The sequence below is a fragment of the Rhizobium sp. N324 genome (assembly GCF_001664485.1).
GTDB lineage: Bacteria > Pseudomonadota > Alphaproteobacteria > Rhizobiales > Rhizobiaceae > Rhizobium.
The window spans coordinates 3,393,900-3,414,244 of sequence record NZ_CP013630.1 but is presented as its reverse complement, the minus strand read 5'-3'; the positions used below and the strand labels follow the sequence as shown (position 1 = coordinate 3,414,244).

The following is a 20,345-nucleotide window of genomic DNA, read 5'->3' as shown; positions in this document are numbered from 1 at the left end:
ATGCCGAGCTCTCGTTGATCCCATCTACGTTTTTACATGTGGTTCCCACAGGTTCAGCGATTTGCTTGAGCGATGCGCAAACGTCTTGCTCCCTCTTCTCCCCAGCGGGGAGAAGGTGGCCCGAAGGGTCGGATGAGGGGGCTTGGTTCAAGCGCATTACGTTCTCAAATTCTCCGTACGAACGATCGCAGTATAGAAGCGAAGAATATCATCGCGCTGGAATATTTGCCTTTCAAGTGCGGCAAGGATCGTCTCAAGGACTGCTCTTCGCTCCTGGGTTATTTCATGATTCCAAAATCGGAGGATTGAATATCCAGCCCGGTTTAGCCACAAGGTCCGAGTCATGTCAGACAGATTGTCTGCGTGATGAAATCCGTCGATCTCGACAATCAGCCGTTCTTCCCGGCATAGAAAATCGACGATATAGACCCCCAGGGGAACCTGTCGTGCAAATTTGTATCCGTTCAAATGCCGATTTCGCAGGTTACTCCAAAGTCGATATTCTTCCTCGGTTTCTGTTTGTCGCAGTTTGCGGGCCTGTGCAGTCTTGCCGGGCCGTCTCTTTCTAATGTCTTCGAGATCAGACATCCGAGGGATCGCCTAAACCCGCTTCATCCGCTCCACTGCCATCAGCACCCGCTCCGGCGTCGCCGGCGCGTCGAGCCTTGGGCAGACCTTGTAGTCCGCCACGCTGGCGACGGCCATCGACAAGGCTTCCAGCACCGAGATCGCCAGCATGAAGGGCGGTTCGCCGACGGCCTTGGAGCGGCCGATGGTGGCCTCTGCGCTCTCCGACCATTCGGCAAGGCGGACGTTGAAGATCTTCGGGCGGTCGGAGGCGAGCGGGATCTTGTAGGTCGAGGGCGCATGGGTGCGCAGCCGTCCCTTGTCATCCCACCAGAGTTCTTCCGTCGTCAGCCAGCCCATGCCCTGTACGAAAGCGCCCTCGACCTGGCCGATGTCGATTGCCGGGTTCAGCGAGCGGCCGACATCGTGGAGGATATCGGTGCGGTCGATTAGATATTCGCCGGTCAGCGTGTCGATCGAGACCTCGGTGCAGGCGGCGCCATAGGCGAAATAGTAAAAGGGCGTACCACGGCCGGCCTTGCGGTCCCAGTGGATCTTCGGCGTCTTGTAGAAGCCGGCGGCCGACAGCTGGACGCGGGCGAAATAGGCCTGCTTGATGAAATCGGCGAAGGGGATTTCGATCTCGCCGACGCGCACGCGGTTCGGCAGGAAGACGACGTCGGCGGGCCCGACATCCCATTTCTCGGCGGCAAAGGCGACCAGGCGTTCCTTGATCTGGCGGGCGGCGTCATAAGCGGCCATGCCGTTCAGATCCGAGCCGGAGGAGGCGGCGGTGGCCGAAGTATTCGGCACTTTGGCGGTCGTCGTAGCGGTGATCTTTACCCTAGAGATATCGACCTGGAAGCTGTCGGCCAGCACCTGCGCCACCTTGGTATAAAGGCCCTGGCCCATTTCGGTGCCGCCATGGTTCAGATGGATCGAGCCGTCCTGATAGATATGGACGAGGGCGCCGGCTTGGTTGAAGGCAGTCATGGTGAAGGAGATGCCGAACTTGACCGGGGTCAGCGCGATGCCTTTTCTGATATAGCGGCTGTCGCGATTGAAGGCGATGACGGCATTGCGCCGCGCCCGATATTCGGCGGTTTCCTCCAGCTCATCGACGATGCGGGCGATGATATTGTCCTCGACCTCCTGATGGTAGGGCGTCAGCGTGCGCCCGGAGCCCGGCTGGCCGTAGAAATTCAGCTTGCGGATATCGAGCGGGTCCTTGCCGAGGGCGTAAGCGATTTCCTCGATGACGCGCTCGGCGCCGAGCATGCCCTGCGGCCCGCCGAAACCGCGGAAGGCGGTGTTGGAGACGGTGTGGGTTTTCAGCGGCTTCGACTGGAGATGCACATGCGGATAGAAATAACTGGAATCGGCATGGAAGAGGGCGCGATCCGTCACCGGTCCCGACAGATCCGAGGAGAAGCCGCAGCGCGCCGCGTAGGTGGCGTCGACCGCGTGGATGCGGCCTTCGGCATCGAAACCCACTTCGTAATCGACAAGGAAATCGTGGCGCTTGCCGGTGGCGCTCATGTCCTCGTCGCGGTCCGGGCGGAATTTGATCGCACGGCCGAGTTTCGTGGCGGCGATCGCCGCAAGGGCTGCGAACTGGTTGCCCTGCGTTTCCTTGCCGCCGAAGCCGCCGCCCATGCGGCGCACGTTGACGGTCACGGCGTTCGACGGAATATCGAGCACGTGGCCGACAATGTGCTGGATCTCGCTCGGATGCTGCGTCGACGACCAGACGGTGACCTCGTCGTCCTCGCCGGGAATGGCGACAGCGATATGGCCTTCGAGATAGAAATGCTCCTGCCCGCCGATGCGCATCTGCCCCTTCAGCCGCATTGGAGCATTCGGCATTTCCGTTTCCGGCTCGCCGCGCTGGAGCGTCATCGGGGCGATCACCAAGGGGCCGCCATTGGCGAGCGCGCCGTCGATATCGTGCCAGTGCGGCAGGTCGCGATAGTCGATCTTCGCCAGTCGGGCGGCCCGCCTCGCCGCGTCGCGCGTTTCGGCGACGACGGCAAAGATCGGCTGGCCGTGGAACTGAACCAAGGTTTCGGCGAGCAGCGGCTCGTCATGGCTGCCGTTGGAACTGGTGTCGTTGACGCCGGGCACGTCCTTGCCGGTAAAGACCCAGACGACGCCGGGATAGGCGGCGACCGCGGATAGATCGATGCTGATGATTTCGGCATGTGCCCGGTCGGAGAGGCCGAGCGCACCGTGCAGCAGGCCGGCGGGCGCGGGAATATCGTCGATATAATCGGCGCTTCCGGTGACATGTTTATGCGCTGAATCATGACGCAGCGAACCATGCATGGGGCCGGAGATGACGACCTTGGGGTTTTCGAAGGTGGACTTGTCCATTAGCGTCTCTCTGCCGGAAAATTGCCCGTCGCAGGTGCTCCGGGCGCTCGCGGCTCAGTGCCGCTCGCCCCCCTCATCCGCCCTATCGGGCACCTTCTCCCCGCTGGGGAGAAGAGGGAGTCGAGACGTCGCCCCTTGTCTCTTCTCCCCAGCGGGGAGAAGGTGCCGGCAGGCGGATGAGGGGGGCGGCTGGCGACAACGGTTGACTTCTCCATCACGCCACCTCCTCGAACCGCTTCAACTCCGCCGGCGCGCCAACAGTCTCCAGATAGAAACGCGTCAGCAGGTTCTTCGCCGTCAGCTGCCGGTATTCCGCTGTGGCGCGCCAGTCGGTCAGCGGCTGGTAGTCGGCGTCGAAGGCGGGGCGGGCGGCGTCGATCGTCGTTTCCGTCCATGGCTTGCCGATCAGTTCGGCCTCCACGGCGCGGGCGCGTTTCGGCGTTGCCGCCATGCCGCCGAAGGCGATGCGGATGTCGGTGACTATCTCGGCGTCGTCGAGCGTCAGCAGGAAGGCGCCGAGCACGGCGGTGATGTCTTCGTCGCGCCGTTTGGTGACCTTGTAGGCGGCAAAGCGGCTGGCTGGCTTGGGATAGGGCACGAAGACGCTCTCGACGAATTCGCCGGGCTTCCGATCCTGCTTGCCGTAGGCGATGAAGAAATCTTCGAGCGGCAGTTTGCGCTGGCCTTCCAGGGAGCGTAGCGTCAGCGTCGCGCCGAGCGCGATCAGCGGCGGCGGGCTGTCGCCGATCGGCGAGCCGTTGGCGATATTGCCGCCGATCGTGCCCATGTTGCGCACCTGCTCGCCGCCGATGCGATCGATCAATCGCCCGAGCGCCGGGATCTTTTTCGAGATCGCCGCGAAGGCGCCGCTATAGCTGACGCCGGCGCCGATGGTGACGCCGTCCTCGCTTTCGGTGACCGACTGCAGTTCACTCAAGTGATTGATGAAGACGACGGGGCTCAGCCGCCGCATCTGCTTCGTCACCCAGAGACCGACATCGGTCGAACCGGCGACGATGATCGCGTCGGGCTCCTGCGAGAGGACTTCGGTCAGCGCTTGAAGTGAAGCCGGAATGATCAGCCGGTCCTCGTCCTTGGCAATTCTGATCGTGCTGCTTGTCTGCATTGCCCAGAGCCGAGCGACGATTTCCGAGCGTGTCCGCTGCAGCGGGTCGAAGAGCGCGCTCGGCCGCATCAGGCTCACCTGCTCGGCGGCCTTGACGATCGGCTCATAGCCGGTGCAGCGACAGAGATTGCCTTGCAGCGCCTTTTCGATCTCGCGGCGGCTGGGATTTTCCTTCGTCAGCCACAGGCCATAGAGCGACATGACGAAGCCCGGGGTGCAGAAGCCGCATTGCGAGCCATGACAATCGACCAATGCCTGCTGCACCGGATGCAGCGCGCCGTCCCGGCCGGCCAAGTGCTCGACCGTCACCACATGGGTCGCATGCAGCGAGCCCATGAAACGGATGCAGGCATTGACGGATTCGTAGGCGAGCTTGCCATCGGCGAGCCTGCCGACCAGCACGGTGCAGGCGCCGCAATCGCCTTCCGCGCATCCTTCCTTGGTGCCCGTCAGCCGCCGCTTCAACCGCAGAAAATCGAGCAACGTCTCGGTCGGGCCGACATCGGCGAGCGCGATGTCCTCGCCATTCAGGATGAAGCGGATGCTGTCGTTCATGATATTCCCGGTTGTTTTTTCCAAATGGTTAAGCCGCCGTCCAGCCACCGTCAATCGAGATATGCGTTCCCGTCACCTGCCGGGCGGCGTCGCTGGCAAGGTAAAGCGACAGCGCGCCGATCTCCTCGGCCTTGACGAATTCACGCGTTGGCTGCGCCTTGAGGATGACCTCGCTCTTCACCTGCTCCTCGGTCATGCCGCGGGCCTTGGCGGTATCGGGTATCTGCTTCTCGACCAGCGGCGTCAGCACATAGCCGGGGCAGATGGCATTCACCGTTACGCCGAATTCGGCAAGCTCCAGAGCCGCCGTTTTCGTCAGGCCTAATATACCATGTTTTGCCGCGACATAGGCGGATTTGAAGGGGGAGGCGACCAGCCCGTGCGCCGAGGCGATGTTGATGATGCGGCCATGCTTCTTCGCCTTCATCAGCGGGATGGCGGCGCGCATGGTGTGAAAGGAACTCGACAGATTGATGGCGATGATCTGATCCCATTTCTCGATCGGGAAATCCTCGATCTTTTCGACATGCTGGATGCCGGCATTGTTGACCAGGACATCGACGGTGCCGAAGGTGTTTGCCGCCGTTTCGATCAGGTCGGCGATCTCGGCGGGCTTGGTCATGTCGGCCGGATGATAGATCGCCCGTGCCTTGGATACTGATTCAAGCCGTTCGACGATCGCCTTGATTTCATCGGCATTTCCGAAACCGTTGATGACGACGTTGTCGCCGGTTTCGGCAAAGGCGGTGGCGATCGCAAGGCCGATGCCGCTGGTGGAGCCGGTGACGACGACTGATCTGCTCATATTTTTCTCCTGACAGGCCGATGCTGCGTTGCAACGTTGGTGGCGAGGTTATGCCCAAAGCCGGCAGGCTGGCAATTCCGCTTTATTCGCTTTTCTCACCCGCATCCGTGTCCTATTGATTTGTCACGATAATCATATGCTTGAGGAGGATTTCATGGGTGGATATGTTCTGGCGATTGATCAGGGGACGACGTCGACGCGGGCGATCGTCTTCGACGTCGATATGCATGTCGCCGGCAAGGGCCAGAAGGAATTCACCCAGATCTATCCGCGCTCCGGCTGGGTCGAGCACGATCCCGAGGAAATCTGGGACTCGGTCGTCTCCACTGTCAACATGGCGCTGCGCGATGCCGGGATCACGGCCAAGGATGTGGCAGCGCTCGGCATTACCAACCAGCGCGAGACGGTGGTCGTCTGGGAGCGCGAGACCGGCCGGCCGATCCAGAATGCCATCGTCTGGCAGGACCGACGCACGGCAAGCTATTGCGACAATCTGAAACGGCAGGATCTGGAGCGGCTGTTCACCAAGAAGACCGGCCTGATCCTCGACCCGTATTTTTCCGGGACGAAGCTTTCCTGGATGCTCGCCAACGTCAAGGGCGCCAGGGCGCGCGCTGCCAGGGGCGATCTCTGCTTCGGCACGATCGATACCTTCCTGATCTGGCGGCTGACCGGCGGCAACAGCTTCGTCACCGATGCCACCAACGCCTCGCGCACGTTGATGTACAACATCGCCGAGAACGCCTGGGACGAGGATCTGCTCGATATTCTGCGCGTGCCTGCCGCCATGCTGCCTGAAGTCAAGGATTGTGCCGCCGATTTCGGCACGGTCGACGCCAGCATCTTCGGGGCCGCGATTCCGATCCTCGGGGTTGCCGGCGACCAGCAGGCGGCGACCATCGGCCAGGCCTGTTTTGCGCCGGGCATGCTGAAATCGACCTACGGCACCGGCTGTTTCGCGCTGCTCAACACCGGCGCCGATATGGTGCGTTCGAAAAACCGGCTGCTGACCACCATTGCCTATCGCCTGAACGGCGAGACGACCTATGCGTTGGAGGGTTCGATCTTCATCGCCGGTGCGGCAGTGCAATGGCTGCGGGACGGGCTCGGGATCATCGGCAGCGCCGCCGAGACCAATGCACTTGCCGAAAAGGCCGATCCGACGCAGGAGGTCTATCTCGTGCCCGCCTTTACCGGGCTCGGCGCACCGTATTGGGATGCCAAGGCGCGCGGCGCGATCTTCGGGCTGACACGCAACAGCGGCCCGGCGGAGCTTTCGAGGGCGGCGCTCGAAGCCGTCTGCTACCAGACCCGCGACCTGCTCGACGCCATGCAGAAGGACTGGAAGAACGGCGGTGACGACACGGTGCTGCGCGTCGACGGCGGCATGGTCGCTTCCGACTGGACGATGCAGCGCCTGGCCGACCTGCTCGACGCTCCGGTCGACCGGCCGGTGATTCTCGAGACGACGGCGCTGGGCGCTGCCTGGCTTGCCGGCAGCCGGGCAGGGGTCTGGCCGGACAGGGAGGGTTTCTCGGCGACGTGGAAACGGGACCGGCGTTTCGAGCCGGATATGGACGAGAAGGTCAGGGCGGCAAAGCTCAAGGGCTGGAAGAGCGCGGTCAGGCGGACGCTGAGCGAGGGCTAGCCTTCAACCAACCGGTCGCTCCTTCGCACGCAGCGGACCACGATAATTATTTGATGCGGCCTGTCGGGTTAGCGGCTACTCCTTCGTCATTCGGAAGAGGAGTGACCCGATGCTTTATGCAATCCTTTGTTACGCCCATGAGGAAACCGTGTTCGCCTGGACCAAGGAAGAAGAAGCTGCCGTCATGGAGAAGCTCTATGCCGTACAGGAGCCGCTTGCCGCATCCGGCAAGCTCGGCCCCGTCGGCCGGCTGATGCCGACGACGGCTGCGACCACCGTGCGCAAGGGCAAGGACGAGCCTTTGGTCATCGACGGGCCTTTTGCGGAAACGAAAGAGGCGCTTCTCGGCTTCTACGTGGTCGACTTCGAAACGCTCGACGAGGCGGTCGCCTTCTCGAAACAGCTTTCCTCCGTCAATCCGGGTTCCACCTCTTACGAAATTCGGCCGTTCTACGTCTTCAGGCCGGGAGATGCTTCATCATGACAGACATTGCCTGGATCGACCTTGCCCTTGCCTCGGCCCGCCCGAAGGCGCTCGGTGCGCTGCTGCGCTATTTCCGCAATCTCGATACTGCGGAAGAGGCGTTTCAGGAGGCATGCCTGAGGGCGATCCGCACATGGCCGGAGAAGGGGCCGCCGCGCGATCCGACGGCCTGGCTGATCTTCGTCGGCCGAAACAGCGGGATCGACGCGGTGCGCAAGCGGTCCAAGCTTCAGGCCCTGCCGGACGAGGACGTCATCTCCGATACCGAGGATGCCGAAGGCGATATTGCCGAGCGGCTGGACGATTCCCACTATCGCGACGATATCCTGCGGCTTCTCTTCATCTGCTGTCATCCCGATCTGCCGGCGACCCAGCAGATCGCATTGGCGCTGCGCATCGTTTCCGGCCTTTCGGTGCCGCAGATCGCCCGCGCCTTCCTGGTGTCGGAAAGCGCCATGGAACAGCGTATCACCCGTGCCAAGGCGCGCGTCGCCAAGGCGGGCGTGCCGTTCGAAACGCCGAGCCCCGAGGAGAGGGCCGAGCGTCTTACGATCGTCAGCACGATGATCTATCTGGTCTTCAACGAGGGCTACAGCCAGGCCGACCCGAAGCATGAGGCGGCTGCCTTTAGCGACGAGGCAGTCCGGCTGGCACGGCTGATGCTGCATCTCTTTCCGTCCGAACCGGAGCTGATGGGGCTGCTTGCGCTGATGCTTCTGCAGATCTCGCGCCGGCCGGCGCGGTTCAGCGCTGAAGACGAGATCGTGCTGCTCGAAGATCAGGACCGCTCGCTCTGGAACCAGCCCTTCATCAACGAGGCTTTGGCGCTGCTCGACAAAGCGCTGCGACATCGCCAGCCAGGCCCCTATCAGCTGCAAGCGGCGATCGCCGCCATCCATTCCCGGGCAAAACGCGCCGAAGACACCGACTGGGTGGAAATCGATCTGCTCTATCGCGCGCTGGAACGTGTGCAGCCTTCGCCTGTGGTGACACTCAATCGCGCGGTCGTTGTTTCCAAACTGCACGGGCCGCAGCAGGCGCTCGATCTGATCGATCCGCTCGGCGAAAAGCTCGGCGGCTATTTCTACTATCACGGCCTGCGGGGCGGGCTGCTGAAGCAGCTCGGCTTGACCGGCCAGGCGCGCGAAGCCTTCGACCGTGCCATCGCGCTTGCCCATTCGGCGGCGGAAGCTGCCCATATCCGCCGGGAGATCGACAAGATGCAGGAAGAGGCGACGCAGCCGGTCGCTAAATAATTCGGCGCGCTGTCGGAACGGCGAAGTTCGACACGTCCTTGCAACAACCTGATGAGAAACAGGTTTCACCTCAATGGAGACATCTCGAAATGACCGCCAGCACGCAACATGAACTCACCCTCGTTCGCGAATTCGACGCGCCGCGCGAGATGATCTACAAGGCATGGACCGATCCCGATCTGTTGAAGCAGTGGTTCGTGCCGCGCCCCTGGGGTGTTGCGGAAGCGACGCTCGACGTGCGCCCCGGCGGCTCCAGCCTCATCGTCATGCAGGATCCCGAGGGCAACCAGTATCCGAACCGCGGCGTCTATCTCGAGATCGTCGAGAACGAGAAGATCGTCTTCACCGATGCCTATACGAGCGCCTGGGTGCCTGCCGAAAAACCGTTCTTCACCGGCGTCATCCTGCTCGAAGATCTCGGCAATGGCCGCACGAAATATACCGCCAAGGCGCTGCACTGGCGGGCCGAGGACAAGGAAGCGCACGAGAAGATGGGCTTCCACGAGGGGTGGGGCAAGGCCGCAGACCAGCTGGCGGAGTTGTTGGCGACGATGTGAGCGGCTGAGCGGGGCGGCGTGGCAAGGCTGTGCCGTCCCGATGCTTCAAGTGCGATTTGAGGCGACTTGGAAAATGATTCCGCCGGCGCTTCGAAGTCTTTGATTTCAGATTCGAATTGGTGGTTGGATCTGCCCCTCTGTGCCTGCCGCCGGAAGGGCAAAGACATCACGCCCCTATCGAAATTCTCGAACATTCCGTTCCAGAGTTTGTATTTGCGTTCCCTGCCGCCGGTCCTTATCTCCAGGTTGAATTCAATGGGATGCCGACGATGGAACTGGGTCTTTATACGTTTGCCGATGTCAATCCCAATCCCTACCGCAGCAAGGGGGCGGAAGGGGCCGAACGGCTGAAGCATCTGATCGAGGAGATCGAGCTGGCCGATCAGGTGGGCCTCGATGTCTTCGGGCTCGGCGAACATCATCGGCCGGATTATGCCGCATCGGCGCCTGCCGTGGCGCTGGCGGCGGCCGCGGTCAAGACGAGGAATATCCGGCTGACCAGCGCCGTCACCGTACTTTCTTCCGATGATCCGGTGCGTGTCTTCCAGCAGTTTTCGACGCTCGACCTGATTTCGAACGGCCGGGCCGAAATCATGGCGGGGCGTGGCTCCTTCATCGAGTCCTTCCCGCTGTTCGGCTACAATCTCGAGGATTACGACCAGCTGTTCGAAGAGAAGCTCGATCTGCTGTTGGCGCTGCGTGATAGCGAGACTGTCGACTGGGAGGGCGAACTGCGGGCGCCGATCCGTGGGCGCGGCGTCTATCCCAGGCCGCTGCAGGATCAGCTGCCGTTGTGGGTGGCCGTTGGCGGCACGCCGCAGTCGGTCGCGCGCGCCGGTGCGCTCGGCCTGCCGGTGGCGCTGGCGATCATCGGCGGCGAGCCGCGCCGGTTCGCGCCGCTCTTCGATCTCTACCGGGAGGCGGCGCGCCGGGCAGGACAGGATCAGGCGAAGCTGAAGACTAGCATCAACGTCCACGGCTTCATCGCCGATACGACGGCGGCCGCCGCCGAGCAGTTTTATGGGCCGCAGGCCGAAGTGATGAACCGCATCGGCCGCGAGCGTGGCTGGGGGCCGACGAGCCGGGCGCAGTTCGACATGGCACGCGGACCGAACGGGGCGCTCTTCCTCGGCGATCCCGAGGGGGTCGCCGAAAAGATCATCGCCCATCATGCGCTTTTCCGGAACGACCGCTTCCTGCTGCAAATGGCGATCGGCCTGATGCCGCATGATCAGATCATGCGCGGCATCGAGCTCTACGGGACGAAAGTGGCGCCGATCGTCAGAAAGGCATTGACTGAAACGGACGGAGGGGCGAAAGCCACCGCTTAACCAAGGCGGCCGTGGCCGCTCTGCGCGGGGCCGGAACAGACGAATGGTTATCGCAAACGACGACGAACTGGCGAAACTCAAGGAGATCGGCCGGATCTGCGCCAATGCCATCCAGGTGATGGCGGCGGCGATGGAGCCGGGCATGACGACGCTGGAGCTCGACGGCATCGGCCGCAAGGTGCTGGAGGAGGCCGGCGCGCGCTCGGCGCCGGAGTTCTGCTACCAGTTTCCGGGTGCGACCTGCATCAGCGTCAACGAGGAAATCGCCCATGGGATTCCCGGGCCACGCGTCATCCGCGCCGGCGATCTCATCAATATCGACGTCTCGGCCGAGAAAGACGGTTTCTTCGCCGATACCGGCGCTTCCTTCGCGATGCCGCCGGTCAAGCCGAAGATCGAGCGGCTTTGCCGTGACGGCAAGCGGGCGCTCTGGGTCGGGCTCAATCAGGTGAAATCCGGCGAGCCGCTTGCCAAGATCGGCACCGCCGTCGGCGCCTTCGCGCAGAAGAACCGCTATACGCTGGTCGCCAATCTGGCGAGCCACGGCGTCGGCCGCTCGCTGCACGAGGAGCCGGCCGAACTCTCGACCTGGCCGGACCCTTCGGAAAAACGCGTTATGACGGATGGGCTCGTCTTTACCGTCGAGCCTTTCCTCTCGCTCGGCGCGACCTGGGCCGAAGGCGGCGACGATGCATGGACGCTTTATGCCGATCCGAAGGCGCCGACCGTGCAATATGAACATACGGTGGTCGCGACACGCAACGGGCCGGTGATCCTGACATTGCCGGATGGCCGGGCGTAAGGGCGACTTGCGGAGCTTTCCTTTCTCCGTGCGGCATTCTCCAAGACCCCTCACGCTGAGGCGCGCAGCCCGTAGGGCGCAGCCTCGTTGCTTCTTGCGTCATCCAGCATCAGCGCACCCGCCCCGTCCTTCGAGGCCCCGGCGGGGCACCTCGGGATGCGGCTCTCTTGGAGGCTGCGCCATCCTCCTGCGCCTAGTTTCGCGGAATTGATCGGTCGATCAGAATTACTTGATTGTGATGCAGATGCTGCGGCGCGATAAGCGCTGCATGCTCGAGCGCGCCCGTCATTCCCCGCCGAACCTCGTATCCACTGCCGCTGCCGGCGCCGTCGCCATGGCGGCGGCCATGGGCTTCGGGCGCTTCTCTTACACGCCGATCCTGCCCGGCATGATGAGCGGTGTGCCGCTTTCGGCGGCGGATGCCGGTTTTATCGCTTCGGCGAATTTCGTCGGTTATCTCGTCGGCGCCGTGCTTGCGGCCTATGGCTGGGCGGCGGGGCGGGAGCGGCTGGTGGCGCTCTCGGCACTGCTGGCGACCGCCATCCTGCTCGCCGCCATGGCCGCGACAGATTCCGTCGCGGTCTTTGCCGTCATCCGGTTCCTCGCCGGCCTCGCCAGCGCCTTCGCGATGGTCTTCACCTCGTCGATCGTACTCAGCCACGGGGCTGCCGCCGGCAATGACCATGTACAGGCGGCGCATTTCGGCGGGCCGGGGGCAGGCATTGCGCTGTCCTCGGTCATGGTGTTTCTGATCGGGCTCGGTTTTCACAACGGGCCGGGGGGCTGGCGGGCCGATTGGATCGGCGGAGCGCTCTATTGCGCGGCAAGCCTCGTCATCGTCTTCCTGCTCTTGCCGGCGGCCCCGGCGCAATCGGCGCGCGCGGGCACGGAGCCGGCCCTCACCTGGAGCCGGCCGATGGTGCTGATGACGCTGTCTTACGGCCTGTTCGGCTTCGGCTATGTCATCACCGCGACCTTCCTCGTCACCATCGCGCGTCTTTCTGCAACAGGCCCGCTGGTCGAATTCCTCTGCTGGTTCATTGCCGGGCTGACGGCGGCGGTGGCGCTGTTTGCCTGGAAGCCGCTGGTCAAGCCGCTCGGGCTTGGCGGCGTCTATGTCGCCGCACTTCTGGTCGAGGCGGCCGGCGTGCTCGCGACCGTGATGCTGCCGCACTCTGCCGCACCGCTGATCGGCGGGGCGCTGTTCGGCGCGACGTTTCTGGCGATCACAGCTTACGGGCTGCAGATCGGCCGCAAGCTTTCGCCGGACAGCCCGCGGCGGATCCTGGCGATGATGACCGCCGCCTTCGGCCTCGGCCAGATCGTCGGGCCTGTCGTTGCCGGCTGGATCGCCGAGCGCTCGGGCAGTTTCACCGTTCCGACGGTGATCGCCGCGGCGGCACTCATCGCCTGCGCGGGGCTTGTGATGCCGGTGATCAAGAAAATCGCTTAACCGATTACATCTGCGTAACAATCGGCTGAACCCATTGCTGCTTTCTTCGAACTGCCTTAGTTTCCGGGCAATCAGTATCTGTAAATGCTCTCGAAATTCCCGTTCAGGAAAGTGCCTCAGTGTTCCTATCATTTTTCCCGAAGCCAAAAGCTTTCTTCATATCGACAGCGGTCTGGTGTCTCGCCGCAGTCCTTCTCTGGTACTTTGGTGGCGAGCAGGCTGGCGCAGTGATTGGGCTGCCGCCTCTGCCCGAAGGGCAAGAGGCACCGGTCGGTGTATCCGTCTTTTGGACGGCACCTTTCCTGTGGTTCTATATCTATTATGTGATTGTCGTTGGTTTGTTCACCGCCTTCTGGTTCTGGTACAGCCCGCATCCTTGGCAGTATTGGTCAGTTCTCGGTGCTTCGCTGATCATTTTCACCACTTACTTTGGCGTACAAGTCAGTGTGGCGGTAAACGCTTGGTATGGTCCCTTCTACAACTTGGTTCAGCAGGCGCTACAGACGGTCGGTTCTGTTCCAGCCTCCCGATTTTATGCGGAGCTGTTGGTGTTCGCGGGTATCGCGTTCGTCGCGGTCGCGGTTCGCGTTTTTACCCTGTTCTTCGTAAGCCATTGGGTGTTTCGTTGGCGTACGGCTATGAACGACTACTATATTGCGCATTGGCCCAAGCTGCGGCATGTGGAAGGTGCGTCTCAGCGCGTGCAGGACGACACGATGCGCTTTGCATCAACGATTGAGAGTCTGGGCGTCAGCTTTGTCGATTCGATTATGACGCTGATTGCATTTTTGCCGGTGCTTTTTCGGTTGGGTGCCAATATTACCGAATTGCCGATAGTCGGCGCCGTGCCGCATGCGCTTGTCTGGGCCGCAATCTTTTGGTCGCTGTTCGGAACAGTTTTTCTGGCGATAGTCGGCGTCAAGCTGCCGGGGCTGCAATTCCTCAACCAGCGCGTTGAAGCGCGCTACCGCAAGGAACTGGTCTATGGCGAAGACTATGCAGATCGCGCGGCGCCGCTGACTGTAGCGGAGCTCTTCGCTAACGTCAGGCGGAACTATTTTCGTATCTATTTCCACTACACGTATTTCAACGTCGCGCGCCTATTTTATTCTCAAGCTGATAATATATTCAGCTTTATCGTTCTGATCCCCTCGATTGTCGCTGGTAAGTTGACGTTGGGATTGATGACGCAGATTACGAATGTTTTCGACCAGGTTCGCGGATCTTTCCAGTATCTCGTCAGCTCTTGGACAACGATCATTGAGCTGTTGTCGATCTACAAACGTCTCAGGACTTTCGAAGCTGCGATCGACGATGAACCGCTGCCCGACATCGACCAGCGCTATCTTGACCGTGATGCTGGCGTGATTCACGCGGACGGCTGATAGGAATGAAAAGGGCCACCAGAACGGTGGTCCTTTTTGTCAGCACCTTTGACAGTATCGGGTCTTACAGCCCTGACGTCTGCTGCAATCGTCCCCGCGCCTCGATCATCGGGATCGCTTCGGAATAGCTGACACAGGCGACGTCCTGTCGGTGGCAGACGTCGCCGACCAGCCGGTCGAGGGCGCGCCAGTAGGCGCCGCCGTTCATCTCGACGAAGTGGAAGCCGAGCTGGAGGGGAATTCGACTGCCGGCATATTGCTTGTCGAAAGCCTCTTTGAAGGCTGAATAGGCGCGGTTCTCGAATTCGGCGGAATCTGCCGTATCCTCCTCGCCCTTGGAGTGGCGTACGAAGAGATTGTAGTCCATGCCGATGATCGGTTTTTCGCTCGGGCCTTCGGGGATCAGCGGCAGGCCGAAGCGGATGATGCCGTCCTCCTCGACAGGCATGGCCGGGCCTTTGGTGACGAGGCTCGCATCATAGCTGAAGCCTGCCTTCTTTTCGGCTGCGATCATGTCGGCGCCTGCCGTCGCCGAGAGATAGGGCGCGCGAAAACCGTTGATGCCGTGATCGACAAGGTCCTGCCAGCCGGCCGGCTCCTCGAGGCCGACGCTGTTCCAGGCGTTTTTCAGGGTCGCGTGAAAGGCGGCGTATTCGGCCGACCAGTCGGCCTCGCTCCATTCGCGGCCGTCGAAATGGCCGCAGGCATGGCTCGATATGTCGTGGCCTTCAAGATGGGCATGCCAGATATTGCCGAGGCGCTCGCGGATCTCGTCGTCGCTCTGGGCGAAGCCGACATTGGATTTTCCGCGCTTCTGGTGCGGCGCCTGGTAGGCCTTCTTCGCCGCCTCGTTCATCAGAAAGGTGCAGGAGAGGAAATAGGTGAAATGGGCGCCGTTCTTCGCGGCCATCTCGCGGCTCTTCAGCCAGAGCGCATTGTCGTGGGCGCCATCGAACGAGATGATGACCAGCTGCTTCGGCCGGTCGGCGGCCTCTGCCACGACGGGGAGGAGGAACGAGGCAGCCAGGCAGGTGGAGAGCAGAAAACGAGACATGGGCACCGCGACAATTTGTTCGCGGTTTCCCTCCAATAGAATTGCGGCGAAGCTGCGGTCTCAACTGGTATTTTTTCCCGCCAGCCGGTAAGTCATGACAAACGGCACGGAAGGGACCCGCCATGACTTTGCTTATCGTCGGCATCATACTTTTCCTCGGGGTGCATCTCGTGCGGGTGGTCGCCCCCGGCTTCCGCCGTTCGATGATCGCAAGCCTCGGCGAGAAGGGCTGGCGGGCAGCCTATTCGATCGCCAGCCTGGCAACGCTGATCCTGTTGATCTACGGTTTCGGGCAGGCGCGCGAAGTGACCGGGATGCTCTACAATCCGCCGGTCTGGACGGCGCATATCGCGATCACGCTGATGCTGATCGCGATGATCTGTCTTGTCGCCTCGCTACTGCCGGCCGGACACATCGCCACCAAGACGAAACATCCGATGGTATTGTCGGTGAAGATCTGGGCGCTGGCGCATCTACTCGCCAATGGCGAGACGTCATCGGTGCTGCTTTTTGCCGCCTTTCTCGCCTGGGGCGTCATCCTGCGCATCTCGCTGAAAAGACGCCAGCGAGCAGGCGAGATCACGCTCCGCCCGTTCGTCTCGGCCAAATACGACCTCTATGCCGTTATCATCGGCATCGTCGCCTGGGCGCTGATCATCTGGAAGCTGCACGAATGGCTGATCGGCGTTCCGCCGCTCTAAAGCGCGTCGCGGTTAACTTGATTCATGCGACGCGCTTTAGCTCTTTGTTTTTATGCATGTCGTTATCCGGGAACCGCTGCACACTTTCCGGCGACATGCATTGGATGTAACGAATCTTTCATATCCCCCTTACAACCGCGGCAAAATGGGGTAGAAGGCCCGACAATGTGCATGTCATGCACGTGCGTATAGTATTCCGCGGCCGGAGACGAGAATGGCATTCAACGACGACAGCTTCATCCGTGAAGTCAATGAGGAATTGCGGTCCGACCAGATGAAGGGCGCTTGGCGCCGGTTCGGCCGCTACATCATCGTCGTCGCCATCCTGATCGTCGTCGGCACCGCCGGCAAGGTTCTCTACGAATATTGGGACGACAACCGCTCCTCCGGCACCGGCGACCAGTTCCTGGCGGCGATGAAGCTTGCCGACGAAAACAAGAACGACGAGGCGCTGGCCGCGCTGGACAAACTCGAGAAGGAAGGCCATGGCGCCTATCCGGTGCTGGCGCGCATGCGGGCAGCGACCGTCCAGGCACAGAAGGGCGATGCCGCCGCGGCGATTGCCGCCTTCAACGAGATCGGCAAGGACAATGGTGTTCCGGCCGCCGTGCGCGATGCCGCCAAAATGCGCGCCGGCTGGCTGCTGATCGAAAACGGCTCTTACGAACAGGTTTCGGCGGCGATCGAGGAAATGGCCGTGCCGGGCAACGCTTTCCGTCATTCGGCACGCGAAGCGCTCGGCCTTGCCGCCTACAAGGCCGGCAACATGGCCCAGGCCCGGCAATGGTTCCAGTCGATCGCCGACGATACCGACAGCCCGCGCAATGTAGCCAATCGCGCCCACATGATGCTTGATCTCATTACCGCATCCGGCAAGGCGCCCGCCGCGCAGGGCTGAGTTTTAAGGAAAAAGAATGAGTTTCACGGTCGCGATCGTCGGTCGTCCGAATGTCGGCAAGTCGACACTTTTCAACCGCCTGGTGGGAAAGAAGCTGGCGCTTGTCGACGACACGCCTGGAGTGACCCGTGACCGCCGGCCGGGCGATGCGCGGCTGATGGGCCTGACCTTTACGATCATCGACACGGCCGGCCTGGAAGAGGCCGACGAGGAAAGCCTGCAGGGCCGGATGCGCGCGCAGACGGAAGCGGCGATCGATGAGGCCGATCTTTCGTTGTTCGTCGTCGATGCCAAGAACGGGCTGACGCCCGTCGACACTGCGCTTGCCGAAATGCTGCGCCGGCGTGGCAAACCTGTGGTGCTGGTCGCCAATAAATCCGAGGCGCGCGGCTCCGACAGCGGTTTCTACGACGCCTATACGCTGGGTCTCGGCGAGCCGACGCCGATTTCGGCCGAACACGGCGAGGGCATGCTCGATCTGCGCGACGCGATCGTCGAGGCGATCGGCAAGGACCGGGCCTATGCCAAGGAGGATGTCGCCGTCACCGACGTCGATATTTCCGAGGTCGCAGGCGAAGGCGAGGACGAGGACGAAGAGCCCGTCTATGACGACACCAAGCCGCTCAGGGTGGCGATCGTCGGCCGTCCGAATGCCGGCAAGTCGACGCTGATCAACCGCTTCCTCGGAGAGGATCGGCTTTTGACCGGGCCGGAGGCCGGCATCACCCGCGATTCCATCTCGGTCGAATGGGATTGGCGCGGCCGCACCATCAAGATGTTCGATACCGCAGGCATGCGGCGCAAGGCGCGGGTGACCGAGAAGCTGGAAAAGCTCTCCGTCGCCGACGCGCTGCGCGCCATCCGTTTTGCCGAGACCGTGGTGATCGTCTTCGACGCGACGATTCCCTTCGAGAAGCAGGACCTGCAGATCGTCGATCTGGTGCTGCGCGAAGGCCGTGCCGCCGTGCTTGCCTTCAACAAGTGGGATATGATCGAAGACCGGCAGGCAGTGCTTGCCGATCTCCGCGAAAAGACCGACCGGCTGCTGCCGCAGGCACGCGGCATCCGCGCCGTGCCGATCTCGGGCCAGACCGGCTGGGGGCTCGATAAGCTGATGCAGTCGATCATCGACACGGACAGGGTCTGGAACAAGCGCATCTCGACGGCAAGGCTCAACCGCTGGCTGGAGACGCAGCAGGTCCAGCATCCGCCACCGGCCGTGTCCGGCCGGCGCATCAAGCTGAAATACATGACCCAGGTCAAGGCCCGCCCGCCGGCCTTCATGATCTCCTGCACCCGTTCCGACGCGCTGCCGGAATCCTATACGCGCTATCTGATCAACGGATTGCGCGCCGATTTCGACATGCCGAGCGTGCCGATCCGGATTCATTTCCGTTCGGCTGAGAATCCGTTCGAAGGCAAGAAGAGGCGGACCTAGGGCGCCTGTTGGTGCCTTGAGGAATGTCCGTTTGCGTCGTACTTGGGTACCCCCCTCTGCCCTGCCGGGCATCTCCCCCACAAGGGGGAGATCGACACGTGGATGGAATCTCCCCAAACAATTGATGTGGAGCGAGCGGGTCCGCCCAGCCGATCTCCCCACCTGTGGGGGAGATGCCCGGCAGGGCAGAAGGGGGTGCCTCAGGCACGACCTATCTCGATCGCCTTGAACTAAGCCACGCTTCTATCCAGCGCCTCGCGCAGCGCCACGATCTCGGCTTGGAGCCGAGTAAGATCCACGGCCTCACGACCGCTCGCTTCCACGACGCAGCCGGGGATGCCGATCGCCTTTTCCTTTAATCGCTTGCCTTCGTCGCTGAGCCGAATGACGACGACGCGTTCGTCCTCGCTGCTGCGTTCGCGCCTGATATAGCCGGCGCTTTCCAAGCGTTTGAGCAGAGGGGTCAGCGTGCTCGATTCCAGGAAGAGCTTTTCGCCGAGACCGCCGACCGTTTGGCCGTCCTGTTCCCACAACGCGACCATCGCCAGATATTGCGGATAGGTAAGACCGAGTGCGTCGAGAAGCGGCTTGTAAACCCGGTTCAGGGCATGGCTTGCCGTATAGACGGCAAAACAGATGAAATTATCGAGCTTCAGCTGATCCTGCATGGTCATCTCCAGAATTGAGTGAATTTATATCGTGCGATAAATAATCGCAAGCGTTTTTTTTGCATGGCAGGCATGCCGAAATTTAAATTGCGCAATAAATAATCGTGCGCGATATAACTGTCGTGTTCACGACGAACACCAAACCGAGAGGACAAGACAATGTCGACCATCCAGACCGCCGTTTCCGCCGCAGCACTCCTGGCAGCCTCCGCCGTCGGCGCGTTTGCCGACCCGGTACTCGAGCCGACAACGCAGACATTCATCGACAGCCTTGCCGGCGGCAAGCCGATCTACACGTTGTCGCCGGCCGATGCCCGGAATGTTCTGGCCGGCGCGCAGAAGGGCGACGTCAAGAAGTTTGCCGCAAAGGAAGAAGATAAGGTCATCAAATCAGGGCCGACCGGCAGCATCAAGCTGCGCATCGTTCGCCCGGAACATGCCAAGGGCACGCTGCCGGTTATTCTCTACTTCCATGGCGGCGGCTGGGTGCTGGGCGATGCCGATACGCATGACCGGCTGGTGCGCGAAATCGCCAACGGCGCCAATGCCGCCGTCGTCTTCGTCGATTACGAACGTTCGCCGGAAGCCCGTTATCCCGTGGCCATCGAGCAGGCCTATGCGGCGACCAAATATGTCGCCGAGCACGCCAAGGAGTTCAACGTCGACGCCAGCAGGCTGGCGGTTGCGGGCGATAGCGTCGGCGGCAACATGGCGGCGGTGGTGACGCTGCTTGCCAAAGAGCGCGGCGGTCCCGCGATCGACCAGCAGGTACTGTTCTACCCGGTCACCGACGCCAATTTCGACAATGGTTCCTATAACCAGTTCGCCAATGGTCCGTGGCTGACCAAGGAAGCGATGAAGTGGTTCTGGGACGCCTACCTGCCCGACGAGGCCAAGCGCAAGGAGCCGACGGCTTCGCCGCTGCAGGCCACGCTGGAGCAATTGAACGGCTTGCCGCCGGCGCTCGTCATCGTCGACGAGAACGACGTGCTGCGCGATGAGGGCGAAGCCTATGCCCGCAAGCTCAGTCAGGCCGGCGTTCGCGTCACGTCGATGCGTTACAACGGCACGATCCACGACTTCGTACTCTTGAACGCCATCGCCGAAACGCCTGCTGCGCGCAGCGCGATTGCGGTTGCGAACGACACGCTTCGCAACGCTTTGCACAAGTAAGGGCGATACAGCTCTTTGTGTTCACGCAATTTCGGGCAAAAGCGCTTTGCGCTTTGCCTGGCAAAACCGCG

Annotated in this window: 17 protein-coding genes and 1 pseudogene; 12 read left to right on the top strand and 6 right to left on the bottom strand. The window is 61.9% G+C overall.

Going from position 1 to position 20,345, the window contains the following annotated elements:
* Positions 1-156: 156 nt before the first annotated feature.
* The 4 genes and pseudogenes from AMK05_RS16410 to AMK05_RS16395 form a co-directional block, all read right to left on the bottom strand.
* A pseudogene (locus AMK05_RS16410) lies at positions 157-576 on the bottom strand (endonuclease domain-containing protein); the annotation flags it as partial.
* A 24-nt stretch (positions 577-600) separates the two neighbouring features.
* Positions 601-2,940: a xanthine dehydrogenase molybdopterin binding subunit gene (gene xdhB, locus AMK05_RS16405; RefSeq protein WP_064840161.1), complete on the bottom strand. Its 2,340-nt coding sequence runs from the start codon at positions 2,938-2,940 to the stop codon at positions 601-603.
* A 214-nt stretch (positions 2,941-3,154) separates the two neighbouring features.
* The gene (xdhA, locus tag AMK05_RS16400) at positions 3,155-4,621 is read right to left on the bottom strand and encodes a xanthine dehydrogenase small subunit (RefSeq protein ID WP_064840159.1); all 1,467 of its coding nucleotides are present in this window, start codon (positions 4,619-4,621) and stop codon (positions 3,155-3,157) included.
* 28 nt (positions 4,622-4,649) lie between these two features.
* Positions 4,650-5,426, bottom strand: a complete 777-nt coding sequence (locus AMK05_RS16395) for a 3-hydroxybutyrate dehydrogenase (RefSeq protein ID WP_064840156.1) — start codon at positions 5,424-5,426, stop codon at positions 4,650-4,652.
* 154 nt (positions 5,427-5,580) lie between these two features.
* On the opposite strand from AMK05_RS16395, the gene glpK reads away from it, so the two are divergent.
* From glpK to sbmA, 8 genes are all read left to right on the top strand, one after another.
* Entirely contained in the window at positions 5,581-7,074 is a 1,494-nt protein-coding gene (gene glpK, locus AMK05_RS16390) for a glycerol kinase GlpK (protein WP_064841410.1), read from the top strand.
* Between the two features lie 109 nt (positions 7,075-7,183).
* Positions 7,184-7,558 (top strand): YciI family protein, encoded by a 375-nt coding sequence (locus AMK05_RS16385; protein ID WP_064840153.1) that lies wholly within the window; start codon positions 7,184-7,186, stop codon positions 7,556-7,558.
* Positions 7,555-8,814: an RNA polymerase sigma factor gene (locus AMK05_RS16380; protein WP_064840151.1), complete on the top strand. Its 1,260-nt coding sequence runs from the start codon at positions 7,555-7,557 to the stop codon at positions 8,812-8,814. The genes AMK05_RS16385 and AMK05_RS16380 overlap by 4 nt, the downstream gene beginning before the upstream one ends.
* An 89-nt stretch (positions 8,815-8,903) precedes the next feature.
* A complete protein-coding gene (locus tag AMK05_RS16375) occupies positions 8,904-9,371 on the top strand; it encodes an SRPBCC family protein (protein WP_064840148.1) in 468 nt (155 codons plus the stop codon).
* A gap of 269 nt (positions 9,372-9,640) precedes the next feature.
* Positions 9,641-10,702, top strand: coding sequence for an LLM class flavin-dependent oxidoreductase (locus AMK05_RS16370; protein ID WP_064841409.1), 1,062 nt, complete (start codon positions 9,641-9,643; stop codon positions 10,700-10,702).
* A 43-nt stretch (positions 10,703-10,745) separates the two neighbouring features.
* On the top strand, positions 10,746-11,504 hold the full coding sequence (gene map / locus AMK05_RS16365; RefSeq protein WP_064840145.1) for a type I methionyl aminopeptidase: 759 nt from the start codon (positions 10,746-10,748) through the stop codon (positions 11,502-11,504).
* A gap of 238 nt (positions 11,505-11,742) precedes the next feature.
* Positions 11,743-12,957: a YbfB/YjiJ family MFS transporter gene (locus AMK05_RS16360; protein ID WP_171899831.1), complete on the top strand. Its 1,215-nt coding sequence runs from the start codon at positions 11,743-11,745 to the stop codon at positions 12,955-12,957.
* Between the two features lie 119 nt (positions 12,958-13,076).
* Complete coding sequence (sbmA, locus tag AMK05_RS16355) at positions 13,077-14,342, top strand: peptide antibiotic transporter SbmA (protein ID WP_064840142.1); 1,266 nt, start codon at positions 13,077-13,079, stop codon at positions 14,340-14,342.
* A 64-nt stretch (positions 14,343-14,406) separates the two neighbouring features.
* On the opposite strand, the gene AMK05_RS16350 is transcribed toward sbmA, so the two are convergent.
* A complete protein-coding gene (locus AMK05_RS16350; RefSeq protein WP_064840140.1) occupies positions 14,407-15,396 on the bottom strand; it encodes a hypothetical protein in 990 nt (329 codons plus the stop codon).
* A 122-nt stretch (positions 15,397-15,518) separates the two neighbouring features.
* Here AMK05_RS16350 and AMK05_RS16345 point away from each other — a divergent pair, with 122 nt between their 5' ends.
* The 3 genes from AMK05_RS16345 (at position 15,519) to der (ending at position 18,433) form a co-directional block, all read left to right on the top strand.
* Positions 15,519-16,097: an NnrU family protein gene (locus AMK05_RS16345; protein WP_064840138.1), complete on the top strand. Its 579-nt coding sequence runs from the start codon at positions 15,519-15,521 to the stop codon at positions 16,095-16,097.
* A 214-nt stretch (positions 16,098-16,311) separates the two neighbouring features.
* Complete coding sequence (locus AMK05_RS16340) at positions 16,312-16,995, top strand: tetratricopeptide repeat protein (protein WP_064840135.1); 684 nt, start codon at positions 16,312-16,314, stop codon at positions 16,993-16,995.
* A gap of 16 nt (positions 16,996-17,011) precedes the next feature.
* Positions 17,012-18,433 (top strand): ribosome biogenesis GTPase Der, encoded by a 1,422-nt coding sequence (der, locus tag AMK05_RS16335; RefSeq protein WP_064840133.1) that lies wholly within the window; start codon positions 17,012-17,014, stop codon positions 18,431-18,433.
* 230 nt (positions 18,434-18,663) lie between these two features.
* Here der and AMK05_RS16330 read toward each other — a convergent pair whose 3' ends face one another.
* Complete coding sequence (locus AMK05_RS16330) at positions 18,664-19,101, bottom strand: MarR family winged helix-turn-helix transcriptional regulator (RefSeq protein ID WP_064840131.1); 438 nt, start codon at positions 19,099-19,101, stop codon at positions 18,664-18,666.
* A 159-nt stretch (positions 19,102-19,260) separates the two neighbouring features.
* Between AMK05_RS16330 and AMK05_RS16325 the strand changes: the two genes are divergently transcribed.
* Positions 19,261-20,274 carry an alpha/beta hydrolase gene (locus AMK05_RS16325; RefSeq protein WP_064840129.1) on the top strand — a complete coding sequence of 338 codons (1,014 nt, stop codon included), beginning with the start codon at positions 19,261-19,263 and terminating at the stop codon, positions 20,272-20,274.
* Positions 20,275-20,345 lie beyond the last annotated feature (71 nt).

What these genes read in the sequence shown, in the direction of transcription:
- xdhB (WP_064840161.1), bottom strand. Translation starts at nt 2,940, where the DNA reads ATGGACAAGTCCACCTTCGAAAACCCCAAGGTCGTCATCTCCGGCCCC.
- xdhA (WP_064840159.1), bottom strand. Translation starts at nt 4,621, where the DNA reads ATGAACGACAGCATCCGCTTCATCCTGAATGGCGAGGACATCGCGCTC.
- AMK05_RS16395 (WP_064840156.1), bottom strand. Translation starts at nt 5,426, where the DNA reads ATGAGCAGATCAGTCGTCGTCACCGGCTCCACCAGCGGCATCGGCCTT.
- glpK (WP_064841410.1), top strand. Translation starts at nt 5,581, where the DNA reads ATGGGTGGATATGTTCTGGCGATTGATCAGGGGACGACGTCGACGCGG.
- AMK05_RS16385 (WP_064840153.1), top strand. Translation starts at nt 7,184, where the DNA reads ATGCTTTATGCAATCCTTTGTTACGCCCATGAGGAAACCGTGTTCGCC.
- AMK05_RS16380 (WP_064840151.1), top strand. Translation starts at nt 7,555, where the DNA reads ATGACAGACATTGCCTGGATCGACCTTGCCCTTGCCTCGGCCCGCCCG.
- AMK05_RS16375 (WP_064840148.1), top strand. Translation starts at nt 8,904, where the DNA reads ATGACCGCCAGCACGCAACATGAACTCACCCTCGTTCGCGAATTCGAC.
- AMK05_RS16370 (WP_064841409.1), top strand. Translation starts at nt 9,641, where the DNA reads ATGGAACTGGGTCTTTATACGTTTGCCGATGTCAATCCCAATCCCTAC.
- map (WP_064840145.1), top strand. Translation starts at nt 10,746, where the DNA reads ATGGTTATCGCAAACGACGACGAACTGGCGAAACTCAAGGAGATCGGC.
- AMK05_RS16360 (WP_171899831.1), top strand. Translation starts at nt 11,743, where the DNA reads ATGCAGATGCTGCGGCGCGATAAGCGCTGCATGCTCGAGCGCGCCCGT.
- AMK05_RS16350 (WP_064840140.1), bottom strand. Translation starts at nt 15,396, where the DNA reads ATGTCTCGTTTTCTGCTCTCCACCTGCCTGGCTGCCTCGTTCCTCCTC.
- AMK05_RS16345 (WP_064840138.1), top strand. Translation starts at nt 15,519, where the DNA reads ATGACTTTGCTTATCGTCGGCATCATACTTTTCCTCGGGGTGCATCTC.
- AMK05_RS16340 (WP_064840135.1), top strand. Translation starts at nt 16,312, where the DNA reads ATGGCATTCAACGACGACAGCTTCATCCGTGAAGTCAATGAGGAATTG.
- der (WP_064840133.1), top strand. Translation starts at nt 17,012, where the DNA reads ATGAGTTTCACGGTCGCGATCGTCGGTCGTCCGAATGTCGGCAAGTCG.
- AMK05_RS16330 (WP_064840131.1), bottom strand. Translation starts at nt 19,101, where the DNA reads ATGCAGGATCAGCTGAAGCTCGATAATTTCATCTGTTTTGCCGTCTAT.
- AMK05_RS16325 (WP_064840129.1), top strand. Translation starts at nt 19,261, where the DNA reads ATGTCGACCATCCAGACCGCCGTTTCCGCCGCAGCACTCCTGGCAGCC.